Source organism: Luteibacter sp. (assembly GCF_036499525.1).
In the GTDB taxonomy this organism is placed as follows: Bacteria; Pseudomonadota; Gammaproteobacteria; order Xanthomonadales; family Rhodanobacteraceae; genus Luteibacter.
The window spans coordinates 1-22,086 of sequence record NZ_DASYDO010000060.1; the positions used below are offsets into that span (position 1 = coordinate 1).

Annotated in this window: 17 protein-coding genes and 1 other RNA gene; 14 read left to right on the forward strand and 4 right to left on the reverse strand. The window is 67.0% G+C overall.

Features of this window, described 5'->3' with window-relative positions; translation table 11 throughout:
• Nucleotides 1–50 precede the first annotated feature (50 nt).
• Complete coding sequence (locus tag VGM71_RS11235) at nt 51–2,105, reverse strand: M13 family metallopeptidase (RefSeq protein ID WP_331545099.1); 2,055 nt, start codon at nt 2,103–2,105, stop codon at nt 51–53.
• A 221-nt stretch (nt 2,106–2,326) separates the two neighbouring features.
• On the opposite strand from VGM71_RS11235, the gene VGM71_RS11240 reads away from it, so the two are divergent.
• The 3 genes from VGM71_RS11240 to VGM71_RS11250 all read left to right on the forward strand — a co-directional run bounded on the left by VGM71_RS11240 (nt 2,327) and on the right by VGM71_RS11250 (nt 6,900).
• Complete coding sequence (locus VGM71_RS11240; protein ID WP_331545101.1) at nt 2,327–3,103, forward strand: TenA family transcriptional regulator; 777 nt, start codon at nt 2,327–2,329, stop codon at nt 3,101–3,103.
• A gap of 59 nt (nt 3,104–3,162) precedes the next feature.
• Entirely contained in the window at nt 3,163–5,898 is a 2,736-nt protein-coding gene (locus tag VGM71_RS11245; protein ID WP_331545103.1) for a putative bifunctional diguanylate cyclase/phosphodiesterase, read from the forward strand.
• A 315-nt stretch (nt 5,899–6,213) separates the two neighbouring features.
• Entirely contained in the window at nt 6,214–6,900 is a 687-nt protein-coding gene (locus VGM71_RS11250; RefSeq protein ID WP_331545105.1) for an HAD family hydrolase, read from the forward strand.
• Nucleotides 6,901–7,040: 140 nt separating this feature from the next.
• Here the strand turns inward: VGM71_RS11250 and VGM71_RS11255 are convergent, their stop codons facing one another.
• From VGM71_RS11255 to rsmI, 3 genes are all read right to left on the reverse strand, one after another.
• Nucleotides 7,041–7,412 (reverse strand): YraN family protein, encoded by a 372-nt coding sequence (locus VGM71_RS11255; protein ID WP_331545107.1) that lies wholly within the window; start codon nt 7,410–7,412, stop codon nt 7,041–7,043.
• A gap of 30 nt (nt 7,413–7,442) precedes the next feature.
• Nucleotides 7,443–9,242: a penicillin-binding protein activator gene (locus tag VGM71_RS11260; RefSeq protein ID WP_331545109.1), complete on the reverse strand. Its 1,800-nt coding sequence runs from the start codon at nt 9,240–9,242 to the stop codon at nt 7,443–7,445.
• Nucleotides 9,243–9,337: 95 nt separating this feature from the next.
• Entirely contained in the window at nt 9,338–10,165 is an 828-nt protein-coding gene (gene rsmI / locus VGM71_RS11265) for a 16S rRNA (cytidine(1402)-2'-O)-methyltransferase (protein WP_331545111.1), read from the reverse strand.
• 83 nt (nt 10,166–10,248) lie between these two features.
• Here rsmI and rnpB point away from each other — a divergent pair.
• The 11 genes from rnpB (at nt 10,249) to murC (ending at nt 22,085) form a co-directional block, all read left to right on the forward strand.
• Nucleotides 10,249–10,614, forward strand: an RNA gene (gene rnpB / locus VGM71_RS11270) — RNase P RNA component class A.
• Nucleotides 10,615–10,921: 307 nt separating this feature from the next.
• Nucleotides 10,922–11,368 (forward strand): division/cell wall cluster transcriptional repressor MraZ, encoded by a 447-nt coding sequence (mraZ, locus tag VGM71_RS11275; protein WP_331545139.1) that lies wholly within the window; start codon nt 10,922–10,924, stop codon nt 11,366–11,368.
• A 49-nt stretch (nt 11,369–11,417) separates the two neighbouring features.
• Nucleotides 11,418–12,341, forward strand: coding sequence for a 16S rRNA (cytosine(1402)-N(4))-methyltransferase RsmH (gene rsmH / locus VGM71_RS11280; RefSeq protein WP_331545113.1), 924 nt, complete (start codon nt 11,418–11,420; stop codon nt 12,339–12,341).
• The gene (gene ftsL / locus VGM71_RS11285) at nt 12,338–12,610 is read left to right on the forward strand and encodes a cell division protein FtsL (RefSeq protein WP_331545115.1); all 273 of its coding nucleotides are present in this window, start codon (nt 12,338–12,340) and stop codon (nt 12,608–12,610) included. The genes rsmH and ftsL overlap by 4 nt, the downstream gene beginning before the upstream one ends.
• Entirely contained in the window at nt 12,607–14,415 is a 1,809-nt protein-coding gene (locus tag VGM71_RS11290; RefSeq protein ID WP_331545117.1) for a penicillin-binding protein 2, read from the forward strand. The genes ftsL and VGM71_RS11290 overlap by 4 nt, the downstream gene beginning before the upstream one ends.
• A gap of 2 nt (nt 14,416–14,417) precedes the next feature.
• Nucleotides 14,418–15,905: a UDP-N-acetylmuramoyl-L-alanyl-D-glutamate--2,6-diaminopimelate ligase gene (locus tag VGM71_RS11295; RefSeq protein WP_331545141.1), complete on the forward strand. Its 1,488-nt coding sequence runs from the start codon at nt 14,418–14,420 to the stop codon at nt 15,903–15,905.
• A complete protein-coding gene (locus VGM71_RS11300; RefSeq protein WP_331545119.1) occupies nt 15,902–17,266 on the forward strand; it encodes a UDP-N-acetylmuramoyl-tripeptide--D-alanyl-D-alanine ligase in 1,365 nt (454 codons plus the stop codon). The genes VGM71_RS11295 and VGM71_RS11300 overlap by 4 nt, the downstream gene beginning before the upstream one ends.
• Entirely contained in the window at nt 17,256–18,338 is a 1,083-nt protein-coding gene (gene mraY, locus VGM71_RS11305) for a phospho-N-acetylmuramoyl-pentapeptide-transferase (RefSeq protein WP_331545121.1), read from the forward strand. The genes VGM71_RS11300 and mraY overlap by 11 nt, the downstream gene beginning before the upstream one ends.
• A gap of 5 nt (nt 18,339–18,343) precedes the next feature.
• A complete protein-coding gene (gene ftsW / locus VGM71_RS11310) occupies nt 18,344–19,567 on the forward strand; it encodes a putative lipid II flippase FtsW (RefSeq protein ID WP_331545123.1) in 1,224 nt (407 codons plus the stop codon).
• Nucleotides 19,564–20,649, forward strand: coding sequence for an undecaprenyldiphospho-muramoylpentapeptide beta-N-acetylglucosaminyltransferase (murG, locus tag VGM71_RS11315; protein ID WP_331545125.1), 1,086 nt, complete (start codon nt 19,564–19,566; stop codon nt 20,647–20,649). Before ftsW ends, murG begins: the two co-directional genes overlap by 4 nt.
• Nucleotides 20,646–22,085 (forward strand): UDP-N-acetylmuramate--L-alanine ligase, encoded by a 1,440-nt coding sequence (gene murC, locus VGM71_RS11320; RefSeq protein WP_331545127.1) that lies wholly within the window; start codon nt 20,646–20,648, stop codon nt 22,083–22,085. The genes murG and murC overlap by 4 nt, the downstream gene beginning before the upstream one ends.
• Nucleotide 22,086 lies beyond the last annotated feature (1 nt).

Consider the following 22,086-nt stretch of genomic DNA (forward strand, 5'->3'; position numbering starts at 1 on the left):
CGCGTGCGCCCCAACAAAGGGCGGATCAGCGGTGGGAAGCGGCCCGCGCCCTACCAGATCCGGGCCCGGTCCTGCGGCTTCAGATAGAGCTTCTGGCCCGGCTGGACGTCGAACGCCCCGTACCAGGCGTCCATGTTGCGCACCGGCCCGTTGACCCGGAATTGTTCGGGCGAGTGGGGGTCGGAGACCATCTGCTGACGCAGCGCCTCGTCGCGGCGCTTGTCGCGCCAGGCTTGGCCGAAGGCGAGGAAGAAGCGCTGGTCGCCGGTCAGGCCGTCGATCACCGGGGCCGGCTTGCCGCCCAGGCTTTCTTTATAGGCGGCATAGGCGATGGCCAGGCCGGACACGTCCGCGATGTTCTCGCCCAGGGTCTGCTGCCCGTTGATGTGCAGGCCAGGCAGCGGTTCGTACTGGTCGAACTGCCGGGCAAGGCGCTGGCCGGCTTCCTTGAAGTGCTTTTCGTCGGCAGGCGTCCACCAGTTGGCAAGGCGGCCCTGCGCGTCGAACTCGGCACCGGTGTTGTCGAAGCTGTGGCTGATCTCATGGCCGATGACCGCGCCGATCGAACCGTAGTTCGCTGCGGGGTCCGCCTTCGGGTCGAAGAACGGCGCCTCGAGGATGGCCGCCGGGAAGTTCAGGGCGTTCTGCAGCGGCAGGTTCACCGCGTTCACCGTCTGGGGGGTCATCCACCACTCGTCGCGGTTCACCGGCTTGCCCAGCTTGGCGACCTGATGCCGATATTCGGCAAGTTCGGCACGCTCGTGATTGCCGAGCGCGTCGTCTGGGCGGACCTCCAGCGTCGAGTAATCGCGCCAGGTATCCGGATAACCGACGCCGACCTTGATCGTGGCGATCTTCGCCTTCGCCTTCTGCTTCGTCGCCGCGGACATCCAGTCGAGCGTGTCCACGCGCGCGTCGAACGCCTTCAGGATGTTCTTCACCATGTCCTGCACTTCCGCACGTGACGAAGCCGGGAAGTATTTCTTGATATAGATCTGACCGACGGCGTCGCCCAGGTCGACGTTCACCCGCGCCACGCCGCGTTTCCAGCGGTCGCGCTGCTTCGGCGTGCCGGTAAGGGTCTTGCCGTAGAAGCCGAAGGCCAGGTCGTCGTAGGTCTTGGGCAGCAGGCCCGCGGCGTTCTCGTTGATGGTGTGGAAGCGCAGCCAGGCCTTCCAGGTGTCCAGCGGCTCGCTGGCGACGAGGGCGGCGAAGGTCGTGACCGTGGTGGGCTGCCAGACGATGAAGGTGGGCTGGTCGTCGAGGCCTGCGGCCTTGAAGTACGCGGTCCAGTCGATGCCCGGCGCCTTCGTGGCGAAGCTGGCACGTGGCCAGGGATTGTTCGCCTTGTGGATGTCCTCGCTGTCCACGATCGACAACTGCGCCTGGGCCAGTTTCGTTTCCAGGGCCACGATGGCCTTCGCCTTGGCCGCCGCATCCGGGGTGCCGGCCTGGGCCAGGATGGCCTGGACGTAGGCGGCGTACTTCATGCGTGCCTCGACCATGTCCTTGTCGTTCTTCAGGTAGTAGTCGCGGTTGGGCATGCCCAGGCCGCCCTGCAGCAGGTACGGAACGTTCTTCGACGGATCCTCCAGGCCCTGCGTGACGAACAGGCCGAGCAGGTGCCCGGTGTCGAGGTGGGTCGCGTTGATCGGGTCCACGTCGGCGCGCAGCTGGGCACCCAGTGCGGTGGAAAGCTGGGCCTTGTCCTTGATGGCATCGATTTTCGCCAGGGCCGGCTCGAGCGGCTTCAGCCCGGCCGTCTCGATGGCGGCCTCGTCCATGTACGCCTTGTAGTAGTCGGCGATCAGGCGCTCGTTGCTGCCAGCGGCCGGGTTGCCTTCGCCCGCCGCCTTGATGAGGTCGGCGTTGCGCTTCTCCGCCTTCTGGAACACCGCCAGGAACACCCCGGTGCTTGCCCTGTCGGCGGGGATCTGGGCGGTTTTCTTCCAGGCGCCGCTGGCGTAGCCGTCGAAGTCGTCGCCCGGCTGGACCGCGTGGTCGATGCCCTTCAAGTCGATGCCGGAGGACTGGGCGGCGAGCGCACTCGTGGATGCGAGGCCGCAAGCGATCGAGACGGCGAGGAGCCGGTGCATGGTGGCCATGGAAGGAACCCTTGTTGATTGGTACGCCCACGATAGTCGCCGCCGCTGGACTTGTGTCCATGACCGATGGACTAGGCGCAAGGCCATCCAGGGCTCCGACAAAGCTGCACAGGCGATATGAGCTAATGGCCACCGGTCCCGCAAGGGGACCGATATCGGGGCGGGCCGTGGGTCGCCCGGGCTCGCCCGACCATCCTTGGCAGATCTTTAGGGAGATCTATATGAACGCACGTTTCGAACTGACCGGTCCGCAGACCGATATCGCCAGCTATCCGAACTGGGCACAGGACATGGTCGCGTCCTGCGAGGATACCCGGCGCGGTATCGTCAGCCATGAAATGTGGACGGCGATGTGCGCCGCCACGCTGGACCGTCAGGCCACCCGCAACTTCATGGTCGGGGTCTGGCCCGTGATCGAGCGCTTTCCCGGCTACATGTCGCATAGCCTGCTGAAGACCCGCTACGGCCGCAGTCAGGGAGACGATCTTGCCCGGCGCTGGCTGGTCCGGAACATCCGGGTGGAGCAGAACCACGCCGAATACTGGCTCAACTGGGCCGAAAGCGCAGGCGTGTCGCGGGAAGAGGTGTTGGGGGCCGAGCCGCCCAGGGGCACCCAGGCACTGGCCGACTGGTGCGAGGAGGTAAGCCGCAACGATTCGCTGGCCGCGGGCATCGCCGCGACCAACTACGCGGTGGAGGGCGCGACCGGGGACTGGTCGCAGCTTGTGTACGAAAGCACGACCTATGCCGAAAGCCTGCCGATTTCCGGCCGAAAAGCCGGGCTTCGCTGGCTTCAGTTGCATGCCGCCTATGACGATACCCATCCATGGGAGGCGCTGGAAATCGTGTGCACGCTGCTGGGCGGCAACCCGCCGATGGACCAGATCGATCACATCAGGGAATGTGTACGGCGCAGCTATGTGAGCATGAGCATCACGCTGGATCGTTGCATGGATGCCGTGGGCTCGATCCGCAAGTGGAACGAGGCGGCCGCGTGACTCGCAAGTTGGGCGCTAAGTAGCGCACTATCCGTCAGGTTCGGGAACAAGAGGATCCGATGCGCCTCGAGGCCAGCCACCAACAACTCCTGTCGCGCCGCCTGAGGCCCCTGGCCTATGCGCTCGTGGCGGTCGTGGGGCTGGTCCTTACCCTGACGTGGGTTGCGTTGCAGACCCAGGTGACCCTCGCCGGTTTCCTCAACGGCGAGAGTCTCTGGTCCAAGGCGCAGAAGCAGGCGGTGATCGACCTGGACGAGTACGCCGCCCATGGCCGGCCCGCCGACCTCGCCGGCTTCCGGCGCAATTACACGGTGCTCGTGGCCGACCGCGAGGCGCGCGACGCCATCGCCGGCGGCGACTTTTCCCATGCCAAGGTCGAGGAAGCCTTCGCCCGGGGTGGGGTGATCCGGGAAGCCATTCCTGGCATGGTCTTCATCTTCCAGTACTTCTCCGGCATGCCCTACGTGCGCGAAGCCGTGACCGAGTGGCGTTCCGTCGACACCAGTCTCGTGGAACTGGCGGGCATCGCCGATCGCCTCGAAAAAGGTTACGGGGCGGGCTCCCTGCAGGCCGACGCGGCCGCCGCGGAGCGTGATCGCATCGCGGCCCTGAACGACTATATGGAGCCGCGGGCCAAGGCCTTCTCGCTGAATATCGCCAACGGCGCCTCATGGCTGGGCCGGGTTCTTTTCTTCACGGTGCTTGGCGTGGCCGCGTTGGCCTCGATGCTCTGGCTGCGCCTGGCCCAGCGCATCCTCGCCGGCATACGCGGTACCGAGGAGCGCTACAGCCTGCTGTTCGACAGCGCGGCCGACGCGATCTTCATGGTGGATCGCGAAAGCGGACGTATCCTCGACGCCAACGACCGCGCCGCCACCTGGCTGGCCTGCTCGCGCGCCGACCTGACCGGCGTGGAGTTGGCCAGCCTGTTCGTGGAAGGCTCCCCGGAATCCGGCGAGGGAGTCCTCCGCGATGCAGAGGGCGGCACCCGCCCGGTAGAGACACAGAGCAGCCTTGTCGCGTGGGGCGCGCGTCAGGTATCGCAGGCGATCGTGCGCGATGTCTCCGACCGCGTGGCGATGGAACAGGAACGCAAGATCGCCGCCGAGGCCCTGGCCAGCATTGCCGAGGGCGTGATCATCGCCGACGCCGATCGCCGCGTGACCACGGCCAACGCCGCGCACGCCAAGCTCACCGGCTTTCCCGCGCAGGCGCTGCGCCGCACCCGCTTCGACGCCACACGCACCCTTCCGGACGGACGGCCGCTGCCGCAGACACTCTGGGACGACATCGCGGCCGGCGACAACTGGCTCGGCGAAGTGGAGAGCCGCCGCGCCGACGGTACTACCTATCCCGAGTTGATGAGCATCAGCACCATCCGCGATCGCGACGGCCGTCCGCAGCATTACGTGGCCGTGGTCTCCGACATCACGGCGCGCAAGGCCGACCGCCAGCGCCTGCAGCACCTGGCCACGCATGATCCGCTGACGGGGCTGGTCACCCGCTCCGAGTTCGAGCGGCGTTGCGCCGAAGCCATCACGCGGGCGGCGCACGAGCGCGGCGCGGTGGCCGTGCTATTCGTCGACCTGGACGCGTTCAAGGTGGTGAACGACAGCTACAGTCATGCGATCGGCGACGCCTTGCTCATGCGCGTTGCCGAGCGCATCCGCGCGCAACTCGCACCGCATGACGTCGCGGGCCGCATCGGCGGCGACGAGTTCACCGTGCTGCTCGCCGACCTGCGCTCGCGCGAAGAGGCGCTGCTGGTGGCCGAAGCGATGCTGGCCGCGCTGGCCCGGCCGTTCGACCTCGGCGACTACGAGCTCTATGTCAGCGCCAGCATCGGCATCGCCGGATATCCCCTGGACGGCAACGATGCGGTGACGCTGATCGCCAACGCGGATGCCGCGATGTACGTGGCCAAGACAGAGGAACGCAACGCGCTGCGCTTCTACACGCCGAAGATGCATGCGGACGCGCGGCGCCGGCTGAAGCTCGCCTCGGAACTGCGACAGGCACTGACGCGCAACGAGTTCCAACTCGTCTACCAGCCTAGCGTGGAGATGAAGAGCGGCCGCATCGTCGCCGTCGAGGCGCTGATCCGCTGGCGCCATCCCGAGCGCGGACAGATCGCGCCGGACGAGTTCATTCCGATCGCGGAAAGCCTTGGCCTCATTCGCCAGATCGACCAGTGGGTGCTCGAGAACGCCTCCCGCCAACTCATGGCCTGGGACGAGGCGCGGCTACCGGCGCTGCGCCTGGCGGTGAACGTTTCGGCAGGGACGTTCGGCCATCCGGATTTCCTGCACGGTGTCAGCCAGGCGCTGCGCACGACCGGCGTGGAGCCGAAGCGACTGCTCGTCGAGCTGACCGAGAGTGCGATCCTTCGCCTGGGCGAGGACACCCAACGCGCCATGCAGGCGCTGCATAACCTCGGCGTGGCCGTGGCCATCGACGATTTCGGCACGGGGTATTCGTCGCTGGCGTACCTGAAGTTGCCCGCGGTGGCGTATCTGAAGATCGACCGTTCCTTCGTCACCGGCCTGCCGGCCAACGCGAACGACGTGGCGATCACCGAGGCGATGGTGGCCATCGCCCGCAGCCTCGACCTGCACACGATCGCCGAAGGCATCGAGACCGAAGCCCAGCACGAGTTCCTGCTCCGCGCAGGCTGTCAGGAAGGCCAGGGCTTCCTCTATTCCCGTCCGCTCCCGCCCGACGAGATCGAACGCCTGCTCGCACCGAAAGCCACCGGCGGCAAGCGCCTGTCGCTTGTCCCGCCGAAACGCGCCTGACCCCTCACGATGTTGTAGGAGCGCGCCTTGCGCGCGACAGCCTTTGAGGCCGTGAGCAACCAGCCCTGTAGGAAGCAACCAGCCCTGTAGGAGCGCGCCTTGCGCGCGACAGCCTTTGAGGCCGTGAGCAACCAGCCCTGCGGCTCCTCGCGAGAAGCTGTCGCGCGCAAGGCGCGCTCCTACGCCGAGGTAGGGTGGGCCAACGCCGAGGTAGGGTGGGCCAACGCCAAGGTAGGGTGGGCCAAGAGATATTGTCCCCTACACTTCACACTGCCCCCCCATCCGACTCTCAGACGTCTCGTTCAAGGATCTTCCGTGCCCACCCACGAACCCATCGTCTTCCTCTTCGACGTCGACAACACGCTCGTCGATAACGACCGTTTCAGCACCGACCTGGCGGCGCGTCTCGAACGCGAACTGGGCTCTGAGGGGCCGGCGCGCTACGCCGCCATCGACAAGCAGATCCGCGCCGAAGTGGGTTACGCCGATTACCTCGGCGCCTTGCAGAAGTTGCGCGGGAAAGGGGGCGATCCCGCTTATGCCCGGCTGTCGTTCTTCCTGCTCGACTACCCGTTCGACGAACGCCGTTTTCCTGGCGTGCCGGAAACCATCGCGCACCTGCGCACGATGGGGCGGCCCGTCATCATGTCCGACGGCGACACGGTGTTCCAGCCGCGCAAGATCCGCCGTGCCGGACTGTGGGACATCTTCGAGACGGACGTGCTGATCTACGTGCACAAGGAAGAGATGCTCGACGACATGCGCGCGCGGTATCCCGCGGACCATTACGTGATGGTGGACGACAAGCCGCGCATCCTCGTCGCGATGAAGAAGCTGCTGGGCGACAAGGTGACGACGGTCTTCGTAAAACAGGGCCACTACGCGGCGGCCGCCGGCAAGGAACTCGAAGAAACGCCGCCGGATGTCACGGTCGACACGGTGGCGGAACTGGCCAAGATGCGCCGCGAGGATTTCCTCGTCACATCTCCCCGCGCCGCTTAATCTTCATGTAGGAGCGCGCCCTGCGCGCGACATCTCCTCGCCCCAGTGCCTGGTTTCGCGCGCCAGCTCCGGGTCATGGCTCCAAAACATGTCGTACCCGACGCGGGCATAAACGCGCAGGACGCGCTCCTACAGGCGAGTCAGGCATCGAAAGCTGCACGCACCCACTCCACGTCGTCACCCTCGAACGCCAGCACGTCGAAGCGGCTGGGGCGCCGCGCGTCGTTCGGATGCCAGGCCATCCAGATGTGCGCGGCGCTGATCAGCTTGCGCCGCTTGGCCATCGTCACCGAACCCAGCGCCCCGCCGAACGCGGCGTTGCGGCGATAACGTACCTCGACGAAGACGAGGGTGTCGCCGTCGCGCATCACCAGGTCGATCTCGCCGTGCCGGCAGAGGAAGTTCGCGCGCACGAGACGCAGGCCCCGTGCCTCGAGGAACTCGCGTGCCGCGTCTTCGAAGCGGTTGCCCGTGGCACGGAGCGGGGTGGTTTTCTTCGTGGGTGGGGCCAAGCGAACTCTCCATGTTCGCGCCCCGGGGAATCAGCCTCCGCCGCTTTCGACGTCGGGAGCCGTGGCGGGCGCTTCGAGTTCGAGGCTACCCGCGACGGGACGCGCCACGCCGTCGGCGAAACGCGCCCAGATGAGTACGCGGCGCACGCGGCCGAATTCGTCCGCGACCAGCTGGCCGGTGGCGCCAGGCAGGTAGCTGCCCGGATGGCCGCGCATCCAGTCGATGTACGGGACCAGCCCCCAGGCGTCCATGCCGAACGCGAACAATCGTGCGGCCACGCCCTTGGTCGCCGGCAGCGCGTCGCTGAGCGAGGCACGGTGCGGCAGTCCGGGTTGCGCATCGAACAGCCACGGCGCGTCGCAGAACTCCACGCCCTCGAGGTCGCGATCGGCCGTGGGATCGTCGCCACCCGCGTACACATGGGAGGTGGCGAACACGGGCAGCGTGTTCTTCGCAAGGCGCAGCTGCGGAAGGAGCAGGCGGGCCTGCTGGGGCTTCATGCTGATGAAGACGCCGCTGCTGGTGGGATCCTGGTCTACCGGCCCGGAGAGCTGCGAGGCGAAGTCGATGCTGCCCGAGTCGAGCGTGACCTGGCCTGTGAGCGTACCGCCTCGCGCCTGCCACTCGGCCTTGAAGGCGTTGCCGGCGCGACGGGCGAAGTCGTCGGTGGAAACGATGACAGTGGCGCTGAGCAGGCCTCGGTCGGCCATGTGGTCGGCCACCTGTGCGCCCTCGGTTTCAGGCAGCAGGCCGAATTCGTTGGCGCCCGCGGGCGGAAGGTTCCTGTTGTCGTTCGGGTAGTTCAACGTGAGCATCGGCGCGGGCAGTGCACCTTTGGCGAAGATGGCGGAGACGCCGTCGCGATTCAGCGGGCCGACGATGAAGCGGGCGCCCTCGGCCACCGCCTTATCGTACGCGGCGACGACGTGCTGGGCGTCATTGCCTGAGTCGTACACCGCGATCTCGGGTCGAGGCGCGCCGTTGTGCGCGGCCTCGAGGTAGTTGGCGAAGAAGCCGTCGCGGATCGCCGCGCCGGCACCGGCAAGCGGACCGGAAAGCGGGAGCAGCAGGGCGACCCTGGCCGGCACCTTGTAGCCCTCGCGGACGTTCTTGTCTCCCGTCACGGTGCCTACCGCCTGGTCGAGCACGGCGGGTGAGCGCGTGATGCTGCCGAGTTGGGCCTGCGCCTCGACCACCCAGGGTTTCATGGGATCGTTGGCGGGCAGGGCACTGCCGCGATCGGCGAGCGGCTGCGCACCGAGGCCGGTGAGCAGGGCGAGGATTTCCCTGCGGTTCTGTTCGCGGTCGATACCGTGCAACTGGCCGTCGAGTTCGATGCGGGTTTGCGCCGCGCTCCAGGGATCGCCGGCGGCGGCCTGCGCACGCGCCCGAAGTTCGGCGAGGCGCTGGTCGATCTGCGGCGACACGCGGCTGGACGGCTTGCCGGTGAGCGACAGCGCCGTTTTCGCGTCATTGTTCTTCAGGGCGATCTCGGCGCGGAGCGCATCGAAACGCAGCGCGTCCTCGCCCTCCAGCCGAGAGCGTCGGATATCCGTGACGACGGGCGCGGCGCGATCGAGCGCGCCCTCCTGGCGATACGCCTCTGCCGCAAGCAGCCTGTAATAGTCTCGATGGCTGCCGTCCTGGTCGGCAAGGGCGAGGTAAGCCAGGGCAGCCTGGTCGAACTGGCCTTTGGTGTACAGCGCCTGCGCCGCCTGCGTGGCCGCGCCCGAGGGAGGCGCGCCATGCTGCACGCCGCCCTGGGTCACGCAACCGGCAAGGCTGGCGGAAAGCAGGAGGCCGAGGGTGGTCGCACGGATCGATCGCATCGAAAGATGTTCCTTGGCTGCACGGGCGCCGTCCGGCGCCGAAACGTCCGGATCATAGCCCATCGCTTCGCAGGGCCGGCGTGAGGCGCCGCGTGTCATGCCCCGTAGAGCAACTTGCGCGGCGCGCCGGTGATCGCTGCGGCGAGCTTAGCCGCCTTGGCCGGCGGCAGTTCGCCCTTGAGGATCGCAAAAACACGCAGGCCTTCGGCGAGCCGCTCGTCTTCGCCGGACTCGCGCCCGGCGACCATGACGACGAATTCACCCTTCTGCTGGTTCGAATCGGACGCGACCTGGCGAACCAGATCATCGAGCGCGCCGTCGAGCACCGTCTCGAACATCTTGGTGAGCTCGCGCGCCACCACGGCCTCGCGATCCGCGCCGAAAGCGTCGCGCATGTCCTCGAGCGACTCGAGGATGCGATGCGAGGATTCGTAGAAGATGAGGGTGCGTGCTTCCCCGGCCAGTTCGGCGAGGCGAGAGCGGCGCGCGCCCGCCTTCGCGGACAGGAAGCCTTCGAAGACGAAGCGGTCGCTGGGCAAGCCGGCCACGGACAGGGCCGCGACGACCGCGCTGGGGCCGGGGACGGGGCTTACCCTGAGGCCGGCCGCGCGGGCGGCGCGGACCAGGCGGAAGCCCGGGTCGCTGATCAATGGCGTCCCGGCGTCGGAAACCAGCGCGATGTCGTCACCGCCGCGCAGGCGTTCGACGAGCCCGTCCACCGCCGTGCGTTCGTTGTGGTCGTGCAGGGCGACCAGCGGCGTATCGATGCCGAGGTGCTGGAGCAGCGGCCGCGTATGCCGTGTGTCCTCGGCCGCGATCACCTTGACCCGCCGCAGCGTCTCGATGGCTCGCGCGCCGATGTCGTCGCGGTGGCCGATCGGCGTGGCGACGACATGGAGGATGCCGGGGCGGGTCTGGGACATGGAATGGACCGAAAGGATGAACAGGCCATTCTACCCAGGGTAGGAGCGCGCCCTGCGCGCTCCTACCCTGTACACTTCGCGACGGAGTCGGCCGGACAGTCGCGTTGCGCCTTGTGCGCATCGAGGAAAGTCCGGGCTCCACAGGGCAGGGTGCCAGGTAACGCCTGGGCAGCGTGAGCTGACGGCCAGTGCAACAGAGAGCAGACCGCCGATGGCCCCGAAAGGGGAACAGGTAAGGGTGAAAGGGTGCGGTAAGAGCGCACCGCGTGCGGGGCTAACGTCGCACGGCACGGTAAACCCCACCCGGAGCAAGACCAAATAAGGGAACCATGACGCGGCCCGCGTCGTTCCCGGGTAGGTTGCTAGAGCCTGGCGGCGACGCCAGGCCGAGAAGAATGACTGTCACGTCGCAAGACGCACAGAACCCGGCTTACAGGCCGACTCCTTTTCTTCCAGGCATCACGGCGCCGCCGGTTTCCGGCGGCGCCGTGTCATTTGTGGGATCTGCGGATGAATACATGTTCATCCCTGGATGCGATTTCACCGCCAGGCGCCTGCGGTAAAACGCGACGCCCATCGCAAAAAAACCCGACGATTCAAGCACCTTCCACCAGTTCCTCAGAAACGGCTGGAAATGGGCATCAACCTCACCTTTCTCCTTGATTCACAAGAAAAATTTCCTTGACAGTCTCAAGGGGCGAGACTATCGTGGGTCCCAGTGAGAAATCGTGGGATTTGGTGGGGCGGCCAGCAAATATGTTTCAAGGCGAGACAGCTATCACGGTCGACGACAAAGGTCGTCTGACGATTCCGACTTCATATCGGGATGAGGTGGCCGACGCCTGCAAGAACCGTCTGGTCGTCACCTACAACCCCTTCGAGACCGGCTGCCTCTGGATTTTTCCGCATGCGGAGTGGGAGCAGGTACGCGACCAGGTCAACGCGCTCCCCAGCGTGAAGGCCGTCCACCGCGCATTGCAGATGAAGCTGGTGGGTGCCGCGGCGATCGTCGAACCCGACGGAGCCGCCCGCATCCTCTTGCCATCCAGCCAGCGCGCGGCCGCCGGGATAGAGAAGAAGGCCGTCCTGCTGGGCATGGGCAACAAGTTCGAGCTTTGGAGCGAACAGGCCCACCTCGCGAAGATCCGCCAGACGATCGGCGAGGACGAGATCAGCGACGACATGGCGGACCTGCGGTTGTGACGACGAACTAATTCGAGGGTTTTTGGTGGAACGGGAGCGGGATGTGGCGATGGCGGGGCGCGATGTGCACATCCCTGTGATGCTCGACGAAGTGTTGGAGGGCCTCGCCTTGCGCGAGAACGGGCGCTACCTGGATGGGACTTTCGGCCGCGGCGGGCATGCGCGGGCGATCCTTGCCCGTCTCTCGGCAGACGGCCGCCTGTTCCTCATGGATCGCGATCCGGCCGCCATTGCCGTCGCCGAAACCGGCCTCGCCACCGACCCCCGCGTTTCTCTGCGCCACGACAACTTCGCCACCATGGGCGAGTGGCCGGCGCTGGAAGGTGGCCTCGACGGCGTGCTGCTCGACCTGGGCGTGTCGTCGCCGCAACTGGACGATGGCAGCCGTGGTTTCAGCTTCATGGCCGACGCGCCGCTGGACATGCGCATGGACACCACGCGCGGCATCAGCGCCGCCGGGTTCCTCGCGGAGGCGGACGAGGCCGAAATCGCCGATGTGCTCTGGACCTTTGGCGAAGAGCGCTTCAGCCGGCGCATCGCCAAGGCCATCGTGGAACGCCGCGCCACCACGCCGGTCTCCCGCACAGGCGAACTCGCCGAGCTCGTCGCACGCTGCGTCGGCCGTCGCGAGCCCGGCAAGAATCCCGCCACCCGCACCTTCCAGGCACTGCGCATCCGCGTGAATGCCGAACTGGAATCGGTAGAACGCGGCCTCGACGCCGCACTGGAACTGCTCAAGGTGGGCGGACGTCTCGCCGTGATCAGCTTCCATTCGCTGGAAGATCGTGCGGTCAAGCAGTTCATCCGCGGCCACGAAGGCCGCGTGCAGGGCAGCCGGCGCGGGCCGCCGGCGGAAGCGAAGACCGCGCGTCTGAAGCCGGTCGGCAAGGCGATCTTTCCATCCGATGCAGAGGTGGCGCGGAATCCGCGCTCACGCTCGGCGGTGCTACGCATCGCGGAGAAGCTCGCATGAAAGTCTTCGGCGCCATCTGCCTCTCGATCCTGCTGCTGGTGGTCATCGCCAGCGCGATCGGCGTGGTGTGGACGCGCCACGAGAGCCGCGTATTGTTCGTCGAGCTTTCGCGCCTGCAGGCGCAGAAGGACGACCTGGGCGTGGAATACGGCCGCCTGGAGCTGGAACAGGCGACATACGCCGAGCCTGCCCGCATCGACGCCGAGGCCCGCGGCAAGCTCGGCATGTTCACGCCGAAACCGCAGGACATCCAGCTGGTGCGTCGATGAAGGCCCGCTACGGCAAGCCCGTCGTGCCCAGCCGCCGCCGCGGCCAGGGTCCCAGCCCGCGCAAGCGCATGACGGTGATCGTCGCGCTTCTGTGCATCGCGGCGTCGGGCCTCGTCGTCCGCGCATTCGACCTGCAGGTGGTGCGCAAGCAGTTCTACCAGGACCAGGGCGACGCGCGATTCCTGCGCGAGATGCCCATCGCGGTATCGCGCGGCACCATCTTCGATCGCAACGGCGAGCCGCTTGCCGTGTCCACGCCCGTCGCCTCGATCTGGGCCAACCCGCCGGAAGTACTCGAGAACGAGGATCGCATTCCCGAGCTGGCGAGGGCCCTGCACGTCGACGCCGACGACCTGAAGCAGAAGATCGCGCAGCGCGCCGATAAGGAATTCATGTACATCGCGCGCCAGATGCGGCCGGAAGACGCGCAGGCGATCGTCGACCTGAAGATCCCGGGCATCGCCTTGCAGCGCGAATACCGCCGCTACTATCCGTCCGGCGCGGTGAACAGCCACATCCTCGGCTTCACCAATATCGACGACCACGGACAGGAAGGCCTGGAACTGGCCTTCGACGAATGGCTGGCCGGCAAGCCGGGCGCGAAGCGTGTCATCCGCGACCGCATGGGCCATGTGGTCGAGGACGTGGAACTGGTGCGCGAGCCGCAGCCGGGCCGCGACATCACGCTTTCGATCGATCGCCGCATCCAATACCTCGCCTATAGCGCGTTGAAGGATTCGCTCGAGAAGAACAAGGCCGATTCGGGTTCCATCGTGGTGATGGACGTTCACACCGGCGAAGTACTCGCCATGGCGAACCTGCCCTCATTCAATCCCAACGCGGTGCGTGGCAGCACGCCGTCGGAGCGGCGCAATCGCGCGGTGACCGACGTGGTCGAACCGGGTTCGACCATGAAGGCGTTTACGATGGCCGCGGCCCTGACGAGCGGCAAGTTCACGCCCACGTCGCCGTTGATCGATACCGCGCCGGGCACCTGGATGATCGGTGGCCACCCCGTGCACGATACGCACAACTGGGGCACGCTGACCCCCACCGGCGTCATCACGAAGTCGTCCAACGTCGGCGCGGCGAAGATCGCGATGAGCCTGGACACGGACTTCCTGTACGGCATGTACAAGTCGTTCGGCCTCGGCAACAGTACCGGCAGCGGATTTCCGGGCGAGGCGGCGGGATACCTGCCGGTAGGCCGCACCTGGAAGCCGATCGAAAAGTCGCGTCTGGCCTATGGCTACAACCTGAACCTCACGCCGCTGCAACTGGCCACCGGCTATTCGGCCATTGCCAATGGCGGTGCCCGGCGCGCGCCAAGCTTCATCAAGGGCGCGGACAATCCGCCGGACCAGATCGTCACGCCGGAAGTGGCCCACAGCCTGGTCGCGATGCTGGAGACGGTGCTGGCGCCCGGCGGTACGGGCTATGGCTTCGCCTCGGTCGCCAATTACAGCGTGGCGGGCAAGACAGGCACCTCGAAGAAAAACGCGGTGGGTGGCTACACGGCCCGTAACTACATCTCCTTGTTCGTGGGCATGGTTCCCGCGAGCGCGCCACGCCTCGTCACCGTGGTCGTCATCAATGACCCGAAGGGCGGTCACTACTACGGTGGTTCCGTTGCCGGCCCGGCGTTTGCCCAGGTGATGGAAGGCGCCGTGCGCCTGCTCGACATTCCACCGGACAACGTGGGGCGCTGGTACGCCGGCGGTCCCAGCCAGGGTGGCCTGATCGGAACCAGCAATGCGCCGCCCCCGCAGGCGGACGAAAGCGCGGCCGAGGAGGTCGTGCCGTGAGCATGAACCTCAACGACCTTCTGCAGGGTTTCGCCAGCTCGACCGGAGCCGGCGACATCGTCGTTTCGGGACTGTCGCTCGACTCACGCGATATCACCGCCGGCGATGCCTTCGTCGCGCTGCGCGGCACGAAGGACCACGGCATGGAGTTCGCGGCGAAGGCCGTGGCGCAGGGCGCCGTGGCCATCCTCGCCGAACCCCCGTTCGACGCATCCGATCGGGGCGTGCCCGTGATCGGTGTCGACGGGTTGCGCGAAAAGACCGGTGCCATCGCCGCGCGCTATTTCGGCGATCCGTCAGCCGCGTTCGACGTCGTCGGTGTCACCGGCACCAATGGCAAGACGTCCACCGTGCAGCTGATCGCGCAGGCGCTGGCCTTCCTGGGCCGCAAGCCGGCTACGGTCGGCACGCTCGGTGCGGGCCTGCATGGCGCCATGGCCGAAGGCGAGCGCACCACGCCGGATGCGATCAGCATGCAGGCGCTGCTCGGCGAGTTCCGCGATGCCGGCGCCACGCACGTGGCGATGGAAGTGTCGTCGCACGCGTTGGAGCAGAGCCGGGTGAATGCCATCGCCTTCGACGTGGCGGTATTCACCAACCTCACCCGCGACCACCTCGACTACCACGGCACCATGGAAGCATATGGCGCGGCCAAGGCGAAGCTGTTCGCGTTCGAAAGCCTGCGCACCGCCGTCATCAACGTGGACGATCCGTTCGGCGCGAAGCTGGCGAAGGGCCTGCCGGGAGGCGTGACGAAGCTGCGCACATCCATGGCCAGCGACAGCACCGAGAAGGATGCAGAGGTCCGCGCCGACATCATCGTCACCTCGGCCAAGGGCCTGTCCTTCAACCTGAACACGCCGTGGGGCATGCGCACGGTGCGGAGCGCGCTGCTCGGGCGCTTCAACGTCGCCAACCTGCTCGCCGTGGCGGCAGTGCTTGGTGCACTGAACGAGCCGTTCGAGCGCATCCACGCCGCACTGGAATCGCTGGAACCGGTGAACGGTCGCATGAGCCGCCTGGGCGGCGACGGCCGTAAGCCGCTGGTGGTGGTCGATTACTCGCATACACCCGATTCGCTGAAGCAGGCCCTGCTGGCGCTGCGTTCGCACACGAAGGGCCGCCTGATCTGCGTGTTCGGCGCCGGTGGCGACCGCGACCAGGGCAAGCGTCCGATCATGGCCGGCATCGCCGAGCGCCTGGCCGACGTCGTCATCGTTACCGACGACAACCCGCGCACGGAAGACGGCGACACGATCATCGCCCAGATCGTGACGGGCTTCAGCCACCCCGAAACGGTGATGGTCGAGCGCGACCGTGCGCAGGCCATTGCCCTGGCGCTTGCCGATGCGAAGGCCGACGATGTCGTGCTCATCGCCGGCAAGGGACACGAAACCTATCAGGAAGGTCCGGAGGGCAAGCGTCCCTTCGACGACCTCGCCGTCGCCCGTGAGGCCATGGAATCGAGCAAGAAAGGAGTCCGCGCATGATGCGCCTGTCCGCCGTCGCCCTCTGGACGCGAGGCCGCCTGCAGGGCGCCGACGCCGAGGTCACCGGCTTCTCCATCGACACCCGCACGCTGAAAGCCGGCGACCTGTTCGTAGCGCTACCGGGGGAGCGCGTCGATGCGCACGACTTCGTCGCGGCTGCCGCCGAACGTGGCGCCGTCGGCGCACTCGTCACCCATCCTGTCGATGTGCCCATCGCGCAGGTGATCGTCGACGATACGCAGCTGGCGCTTGGCGATCTGGCCAGCGCCGTGCGCGCCCAGCGTGACGTGCGTGTCATCGGCATCACCGGTTCGAACGGGAAGACGACGGTGAAGACCCTCGCCGCGTCGATCCTGTCGCGGCACGGCCGCACGCACGTCAACGCCTGTAATTACAACAACGAGATCGGCCTGCCGTTGACCCTGCTGGCCATGCCCCGGGACACGCGCTACGCCGTGCTCGAAATGGGTGCCGGCAAGCCGGGCGACATCGACTACCTGGCCGCCATCGCACGGCCCGATATCGGCCTCGTCAATTCCATCGCGCCCGCGCACCTTGAGCGCATGGGCACGATCGAAGGCGTCGCCGAAACCAAAGGCGCGCTGTACCGGTCCCTGCCGGCCGACGGCGTGGCCATCGTCAATGCCGACGACGAGCGTTTCGCCGGGTTCTTTGCCAACCTGGCCGGTTCGCGACGGATCCTGCGTTATGCGCTGGACCATCGCGCGGACATCGGCGCCGACATCGTCGAGGAGCGCATCGACGGCACGCACTTCGTTCTGTCCACGCCGCATGGCGACGGGGACGTGCACCTTCCGATGCCGGGCCGGCACAACGTGGCGAACGCGCTGGCCGCCGCGGCGATCGCCACGGCGCTGGGCGTGCCCGTCGAACTCATCGTCGAAGGACTGGAGCAGGTGCCACACCTCGCCGGCCGCCTCGACCTGGAGCCGATGCCGGGAGGCTGGGTCCTGATCGACGACAGCTACAACGCGAACCCCGGGTCAGCCGCCGCGGCGATCGACACGCTGGCGCTGGCTCGCGGCGAGCGCTGGCTGGTCCTGGGCGACATGGCCGAACTGGGCCCCGATACGCTGAAGCTGCATGCCGGCATCGGGCGCCTCGCGCACGAGCGCGGCATCGAACGCCTGCTCGCCACCGGCGTGAAGAGCGCGGCGGCGGTGGAGGCCTTCGGCCCGGGCGCACAGCATTTCGCCACGCAGGAAAGCCTTATCGAAGCCGCCTGTGCGCAGATCCACGAGGGCGTCACGTGCCTCGTCAAGGGATCGCGCTCCTCGGGCATGGACCGGGTCGCGGCCGCATTGAAGAAGTACGCTGAAGGAGCCTCCGATGCTGCTTGAACTGGCGGAATGGATGGCCCGGCACTTCACGTCGCTGCATCTGTTCCAGTACATCACCTTCCGCGCGATCATGGCGGCGCTGACCGCGCTTGCCGTGTCGTTGCTGCTCGGCCCCCTGCTGATCCGCAAGCTGGCCGCGCTGAAGGCGGGGCAGGTGGTGCGCAGCGACGGTCCCCAGACCCACCTCGCCAAGGCTGGCACGCCCACCATGGGTGGCCTGCTGCTCCTGTTCGCCGTGGGCATCGCCACGCTGCTCTGGGCGGACCTCGGTAACCGCTACGTTTGGGTGGTGTTGCTGGTCACGCTGCTGTTCGGCGTCATCGGTTTCTACGACGACTACCGCAAGCTGGTGCTGAAGGACAGCCGCGGCCTCGCCAGCCGCTGGAAGTATTTCTGGCAGTCGGTGTTCGGCCTGGGCGCCGCGGTGTTCCTCTACCAGACCCACCAGCTGCCCGCGGAGATCGCGCTCTACGTGCCGCTGTTCAAGCAGGTGGCGATCCCACTGGGCCTGTTCTTCGTCGTGGTCGGCTATTTCATCATCGTCGGTTTCTCGAACGCGGTGAACCTCACCGATGGACTGGACGGGCTCGCGATCATGCCGAGCGTACTGGTCTCCGGCGCGCTGGGCATCTTCGCCTACCTGGCCGGCAACAAGGTGTTCTCCGAATACCTCGGTATTCCGTCGATCCCGGGCGCGGGCGAGCTGGCGATCTTCTGCAGCGCGCTCGCGGGCGCCGGGCTCGGCTTCCTCTGGTTCAACACCTATCCGGCGCAGGTCTTCATGGGCGACGTGGGCGCTCTGGCTATCGGCGCCGCGCTCGGTTGCGTGGCGCTGATCGTGCGTCAGGAGATCGTGCTGCTTGTGATGGGTGGCGTGTTCGTGATGGAAACCGCGTCGGTGATGCTCCAGGTCGGCAGCTTCAAGCTGCGCGGCAAACGCATCTTCCGCATGGCGCCCATCCACCATCACTTCGAATTGAAGGGGTGGCCCGAACCCCGGGTCATCGTGCGCTTCTGGATCATCAGCGTGGTGCTGGTGCTTATCGGTCTGGCTACCTTGAAGGTGCGTTGAGAGACATGTTCGGCATCGGCAACAAGCAGGCGAAACGCCGTCAGGGCCCACGGGGGAGCTTCGACCTCCCGTTGCTCGTGGCCGCGCTCGCACTGGCGGCGCTGGGCGTGGTGATGGTCACCTCCAGCTCGATCGCCGTGGCCGACGGCTCGCACCAGGGCGCGTTCTACTATCTGAAGCGCCACCTCGTCTTCCTCGTGCTCGGCGCGTGCCTCGCCGGCGCAGCCATGCGTACGGAATTGAAGACACTGGAAAAGTACAGCTTCTTACTTCTCCTCGTCGGCATCATCATGCTGCTGATGGTGTTCCTGCCGGTGTTCGGCATGCGCATCAACGGCGCACGGCGCTGGGTGAATCTGCTGGTGACGAGTTTCCAGCCCGTCGAAGCGGTGAAGCTGATCCTTGTCGCCTACCTGTCGAGTTACCTCGTGCGCCACCGCGAAGGCGTGGAGTACGAACTGTTCGGCGTGGTGAAGCCGGTGGGCGTCGCCGGTTTCATCGTCCTGCTGCTTCTCGCGCAACCCGACTTCGGCTCGGCGGCGCTGGTCGTCGCCACCACCGTCGGCATGGTGTGGCTGGCTGGCGCACGGATGCGCAACCTGGTGCTGCTCGGTACGCCGCTGGTGCCCGCGTTGATCTATGCGGCCACCGCCGAGGATTACCGCATCAAGCGCCTCACCTCCTTCCTCGATCCGTGGAAGGATCCGTTCAACGACGGCTTCCAGCTCACCCAGGCGTTGATCGCCGTGGGCCGTGGCGAGTGGACGGGCGTGGGGCTGGGCTCGAGCGTGCAGAAGCTGTTCTACCTGCCCGAAGCGCATACCGACTTCATCCTGGCGGTGCTCGCCGAGGAACTCGGCCTCGCAGGCATCATGCTGGTGATCTTCCTCTACATCGTGCTGGTGGGCCGTGGCTTGTACATCGGCCTGAAGGGCGTGGAACTCGGCCACCGCTTCTCCGGTTACGTGGCCTATGGCATCTCGTTGATGATCGGCTTCCAGGCGATGGTGTCCATCGGCGTGAACCTGGGCGTGTTGCCGACGAAGGGCCTGACCCTGCCGCTGATCAGCTCGGGCGGTTCGTCCGTGCTGATGACCTGCGCGATGGTCGGCGTGCTCCTGCGCGCCACGTTCGAGATCAATCGCGCGGAAGACGCGCGCCAGACCGCCGTGCGCCTGCCGGCGAACGCCGTACCCGATGCCGCCGCCGCTGCCGGAGGCTTGGCATGAGCGCGCCGGTGCTGATCATGGCTGGAGGCACGGGCGGCCACATCTTTCCGGGCCTCGCGGTGGCCGACGAGCTGCGCTCGCGCGGCGTGCCGGTGGCCTGGCTGGGTGCGGAAGGCGGCATGGAAACGCGCGTCGTGCCGGCGCATGGACTGGATCTGCACACGGTGGCCGTCGGCGGCCTCCGCGGCAAAGGCATGAAGACCCGCCTGCTCGCCCCGGTGATGCTCGCCAGCGCGCTGTTCGCCTCCCTGAAGCTTCTGCGCCGCCTTCGTCCGCGCTGCGTGCTCTCGATGGGCGGCTACGTGGCCGGTCCCGCCGGCGTGGCCGCGCGGCTCGCAGGCATTCCGCTCGTGGTGCACGAACAGAACGCGGTGGCCGGTTTCACCAACCGCAAGCTCGCATCCTTCGCGAAGAAGGTACTCACCGGATTCCCGAACGTGCTGCCGAATGGCGAATGGGTGGGCAATCCGGTGCGCGCGCGGATCGCTTCGCTGGCGCCGCCGGCGGAGCGTTTCGCCGCGCGGGACGGCCGTCCGCGCCTGCTGGTGCTTGGCGGCAGCCTCGGTGCGCGCACGCTCAACCTCGCGGTGCCGCGCGCGTTGTCGCGCATGGCGTCAGCCGGCGCCACGATGCCTGAAGTGGTGCACCAGACAGGCGAGCGCGGCCTGCAGGAAGCCCTCGACGCGTACACGGAAGCCGCCGTGGCGGCGAGCGTCGTGCCCTTCATCGAAGACATGGCCGGGGCCTATGAGTGGGCGGACGTGGTCGTATGCCGCGCCGGCGCGCTGACGGTGGCGGAACTCTGCGCCGCCGGCCTCGAGGCCTTGCTGGTGCCATTTCCGCATGCGGTGGACGACCACCAGACGGCCAATGCCCGGGCCATGGTGGATGCCGGTGGCGCGCGCATCGTCGCCGACGCCATGCTGGCCAGGAACGATTCGCCGGATCTGCTCGCGAAGATGCTCGACGACCTGTTGGGCGACCGCGTGCGGATCCTTTCCGCGGCCAACGCGTCCCGCACGCTGGCCAAGCCCGACGCCGCAGCAACGATTGCCCGTCATTGCATGGAGGTTTCCGCATGACGCCCGGTCGTTTGCGTGCCCACGAAGATTTCATGACCTCGTTCCGCCGTGTCCACTTCATCGGCGTGGGCGGCGTCGGCATGAGCGGTATAGCGGAGGTGCTGTGCAACCTCGGCTATAGCGTGTCCGGTTCCGACCGCGCGCCGTCACCGACGACCGATCGCCTCGCGAAGCTGGGCGTGGAGGTGCATATCGGCCACGAAGCCTCCAACGTGGACGGTGCCGACGTGATCGTGACCTCCAGCGCCATCCGCGCCGACAATCCGGAACTGGTAGCCGCGCGCGCGGCGCGCATCCCGGCGGTGCCGCGTGCGGAGATGCTCGGCGAGCTGATGCGCTTTCGTCGCGGTATCGCCATCGCCGGCACGCATGGAAAGACCACCACCACGAGCCTCGTCGCCAGCGTGCTCGCGGAAGCCGATTACGATCCGACCTTCGTCATCGGCGGCCAGTTGAACGCCGCGGGCGCGAACGCTCGCCTCGGCACGGGCCAATACCTGGTCGCGGAAGCCGACGAGTCGGACGGCTCGTTCCTGATGCTCTCGCCGGTGATCGCGGTGGTGACGAACATCGACGCCGACCACCTGGAGAACTACCAAGGCGATTTCGCCCTGGTGAAGAAGGCATTCGGCGATTTCCTGCACCGCCTGCCGTTCTACGGCATGGCCGTGCTCTGCATCGACGATGAGGAAACCGCGAAGCTGGCGCAGGACACCTCGCGTCGCATGCTGACCTATGGCATCGACAACGCGGCCGCCGACGTGGTCGCGACGAACGTGCGCCAGGGCGGCTTCGAGATGCACTTCGACCTACGCTTGCCCGGCATGGCTGAGGCGCTGCCGGTGACACTGAACCTGCCCGGCCGGCACAACGTGCAGAACGCGCTTGCCGCGGCGGCCGTGGGTTGGCAGCTCGGCGTCGACGCCGCGGCCATCGCACACGCGTTTGCCAGCTTCCAGGGTGTGGGCCGCCGTTTCCACCGGCGTGGTGAAATCGCCCTGGACAATGGCAGTGCGCTGCTCGTGGACGACTATGGACACCATCCGCGCGAATTGGCCGCCGTGTTCGCCGCCGCGCGCGGCGGCTGGCCGGAGCGCCGCCTCGTCGTGGCCTTCCAGCCGCACCGGTACAGCCGTACGCGCGACCTGCTCGACGATTTCGCCAACGTGCTCGCCGAAGTGGATGTGCTGGTGCTTACCGAGGTCTATCCGGCCGGTGAAGCGCCGATTCCCGGTGCCGACGGCAAGGCCCTGGCACGCGCTATCCGCGCGCGCGGCAAGACCGATCCGGTGCTGGTCGACCACCCGCGCGACCTGCGCGACACCTTGCCGGCGCTTGCTCGCGACGGCGACCTGATTCTGCTGCTGGGCGCCGGGGATATCGGTGCCGTGGCGATCGAACTGGCTGCGGCCGGAAACCTAAGGATGGACAGATAAG

Coding starts and splice junctions, on each gene's coding strand:
- murC (WP_331545127.1), top strand. CDS start 20,646: ATGACGCCCGGTCGTTTGCGTGCCCACGAAGATTTCATGACCTCGTTC.
- ftsW (WP_331545123.1), top strand. CDS start 18,344: ATGTTCGGCATCGGCAACAAGCAGGCGAAACGCCGTCAGGGCCCACGG.
- VGM71_RS11295 (WP_331545141.1), top strand. CDS start 14,418: ATGAACCTCAACGACCTTCTGCAGGGTTTCGCCAGCTCGACCGGAGCC.
- rsmI (WP_331545111.1), bottom strand. CDS start 10,165: ATGTCCCAGACCCGCCCCGGCATCCTCCATGTCGTCGCCACGCCGATC.
- ftsL (WP_331545115.1), top strand. CDS start 12,338: ATGAAAGTCTTCGGCGCCATCTGCCTCTCGATCCTGCTGCTGGTGGTC.
- rsmH (WP_331545113.1), top strand. CDS start 11,418: ATGGCGGGGCGCGATGTGCACATCCCTGTGATGCTCGACGAAGTGTTG.
- VGM71_RS11300 (WP_331545119.1), top strand. CDS start 15,902: ATGATGCGCCTGTCCGCCGTCGCCCTCTGGACGCGAGGCCGCCTGCAG.
- VGM71_RS11245 (WP_331545103.1), top strand. CDS start 3,163: ATGCGCCTCGAGGCCAGCCACCAACAACTCCTGTCGCGCCGCCTGAGG.
- mraY (WP_331545121.1), top strand. CDS start 17,256: ATGCTGCTTGAACTGGCGGAATGGATGGCCCGGCACTTCACGTCGCTG.
- mraZ (WP_331545139.1), top strand. CDS start 10,922: ATGTTTCAAGGCGAGACAGCTATCACGGTCGACGACAAAGGTCGTCTG.
- VGM71_RS11240 (WP_331545101.1), top strand. CDS start 2,327: ATGAACGCACGTTTCGAACTGACCGGTCCGCAGACCGATATCGCCAGC.
- murG (WP_331545125.1), top strand. CDS start 19,564: ATGAGCGCGCCGGTGCTGATCATGGCTGGAGGCACGGGCGGCCACATC.
- VGM71_RS11235 (WP_331545099.1), bottom strand. CDS start 2,105: ATGGCCACCATGCACCGGCTCCTCGCCGTCTCGATCGCTTGCGGCCTC.
- VGM71_RS11290 (WP_331545117.1), top strand. CDS start 12,607: ATGAAGGCCCGCTACGGCAAGCCCGTCGTGCCCAGCCGCCGCCGCGGC.
- VGM71_RS11260 (WP_331545109.1), bottom strand. CDS start 9,242: ATGCGATCGATCCGTGCGACCACCCTCGGCCTCCTGCTTTCCGCCAGC.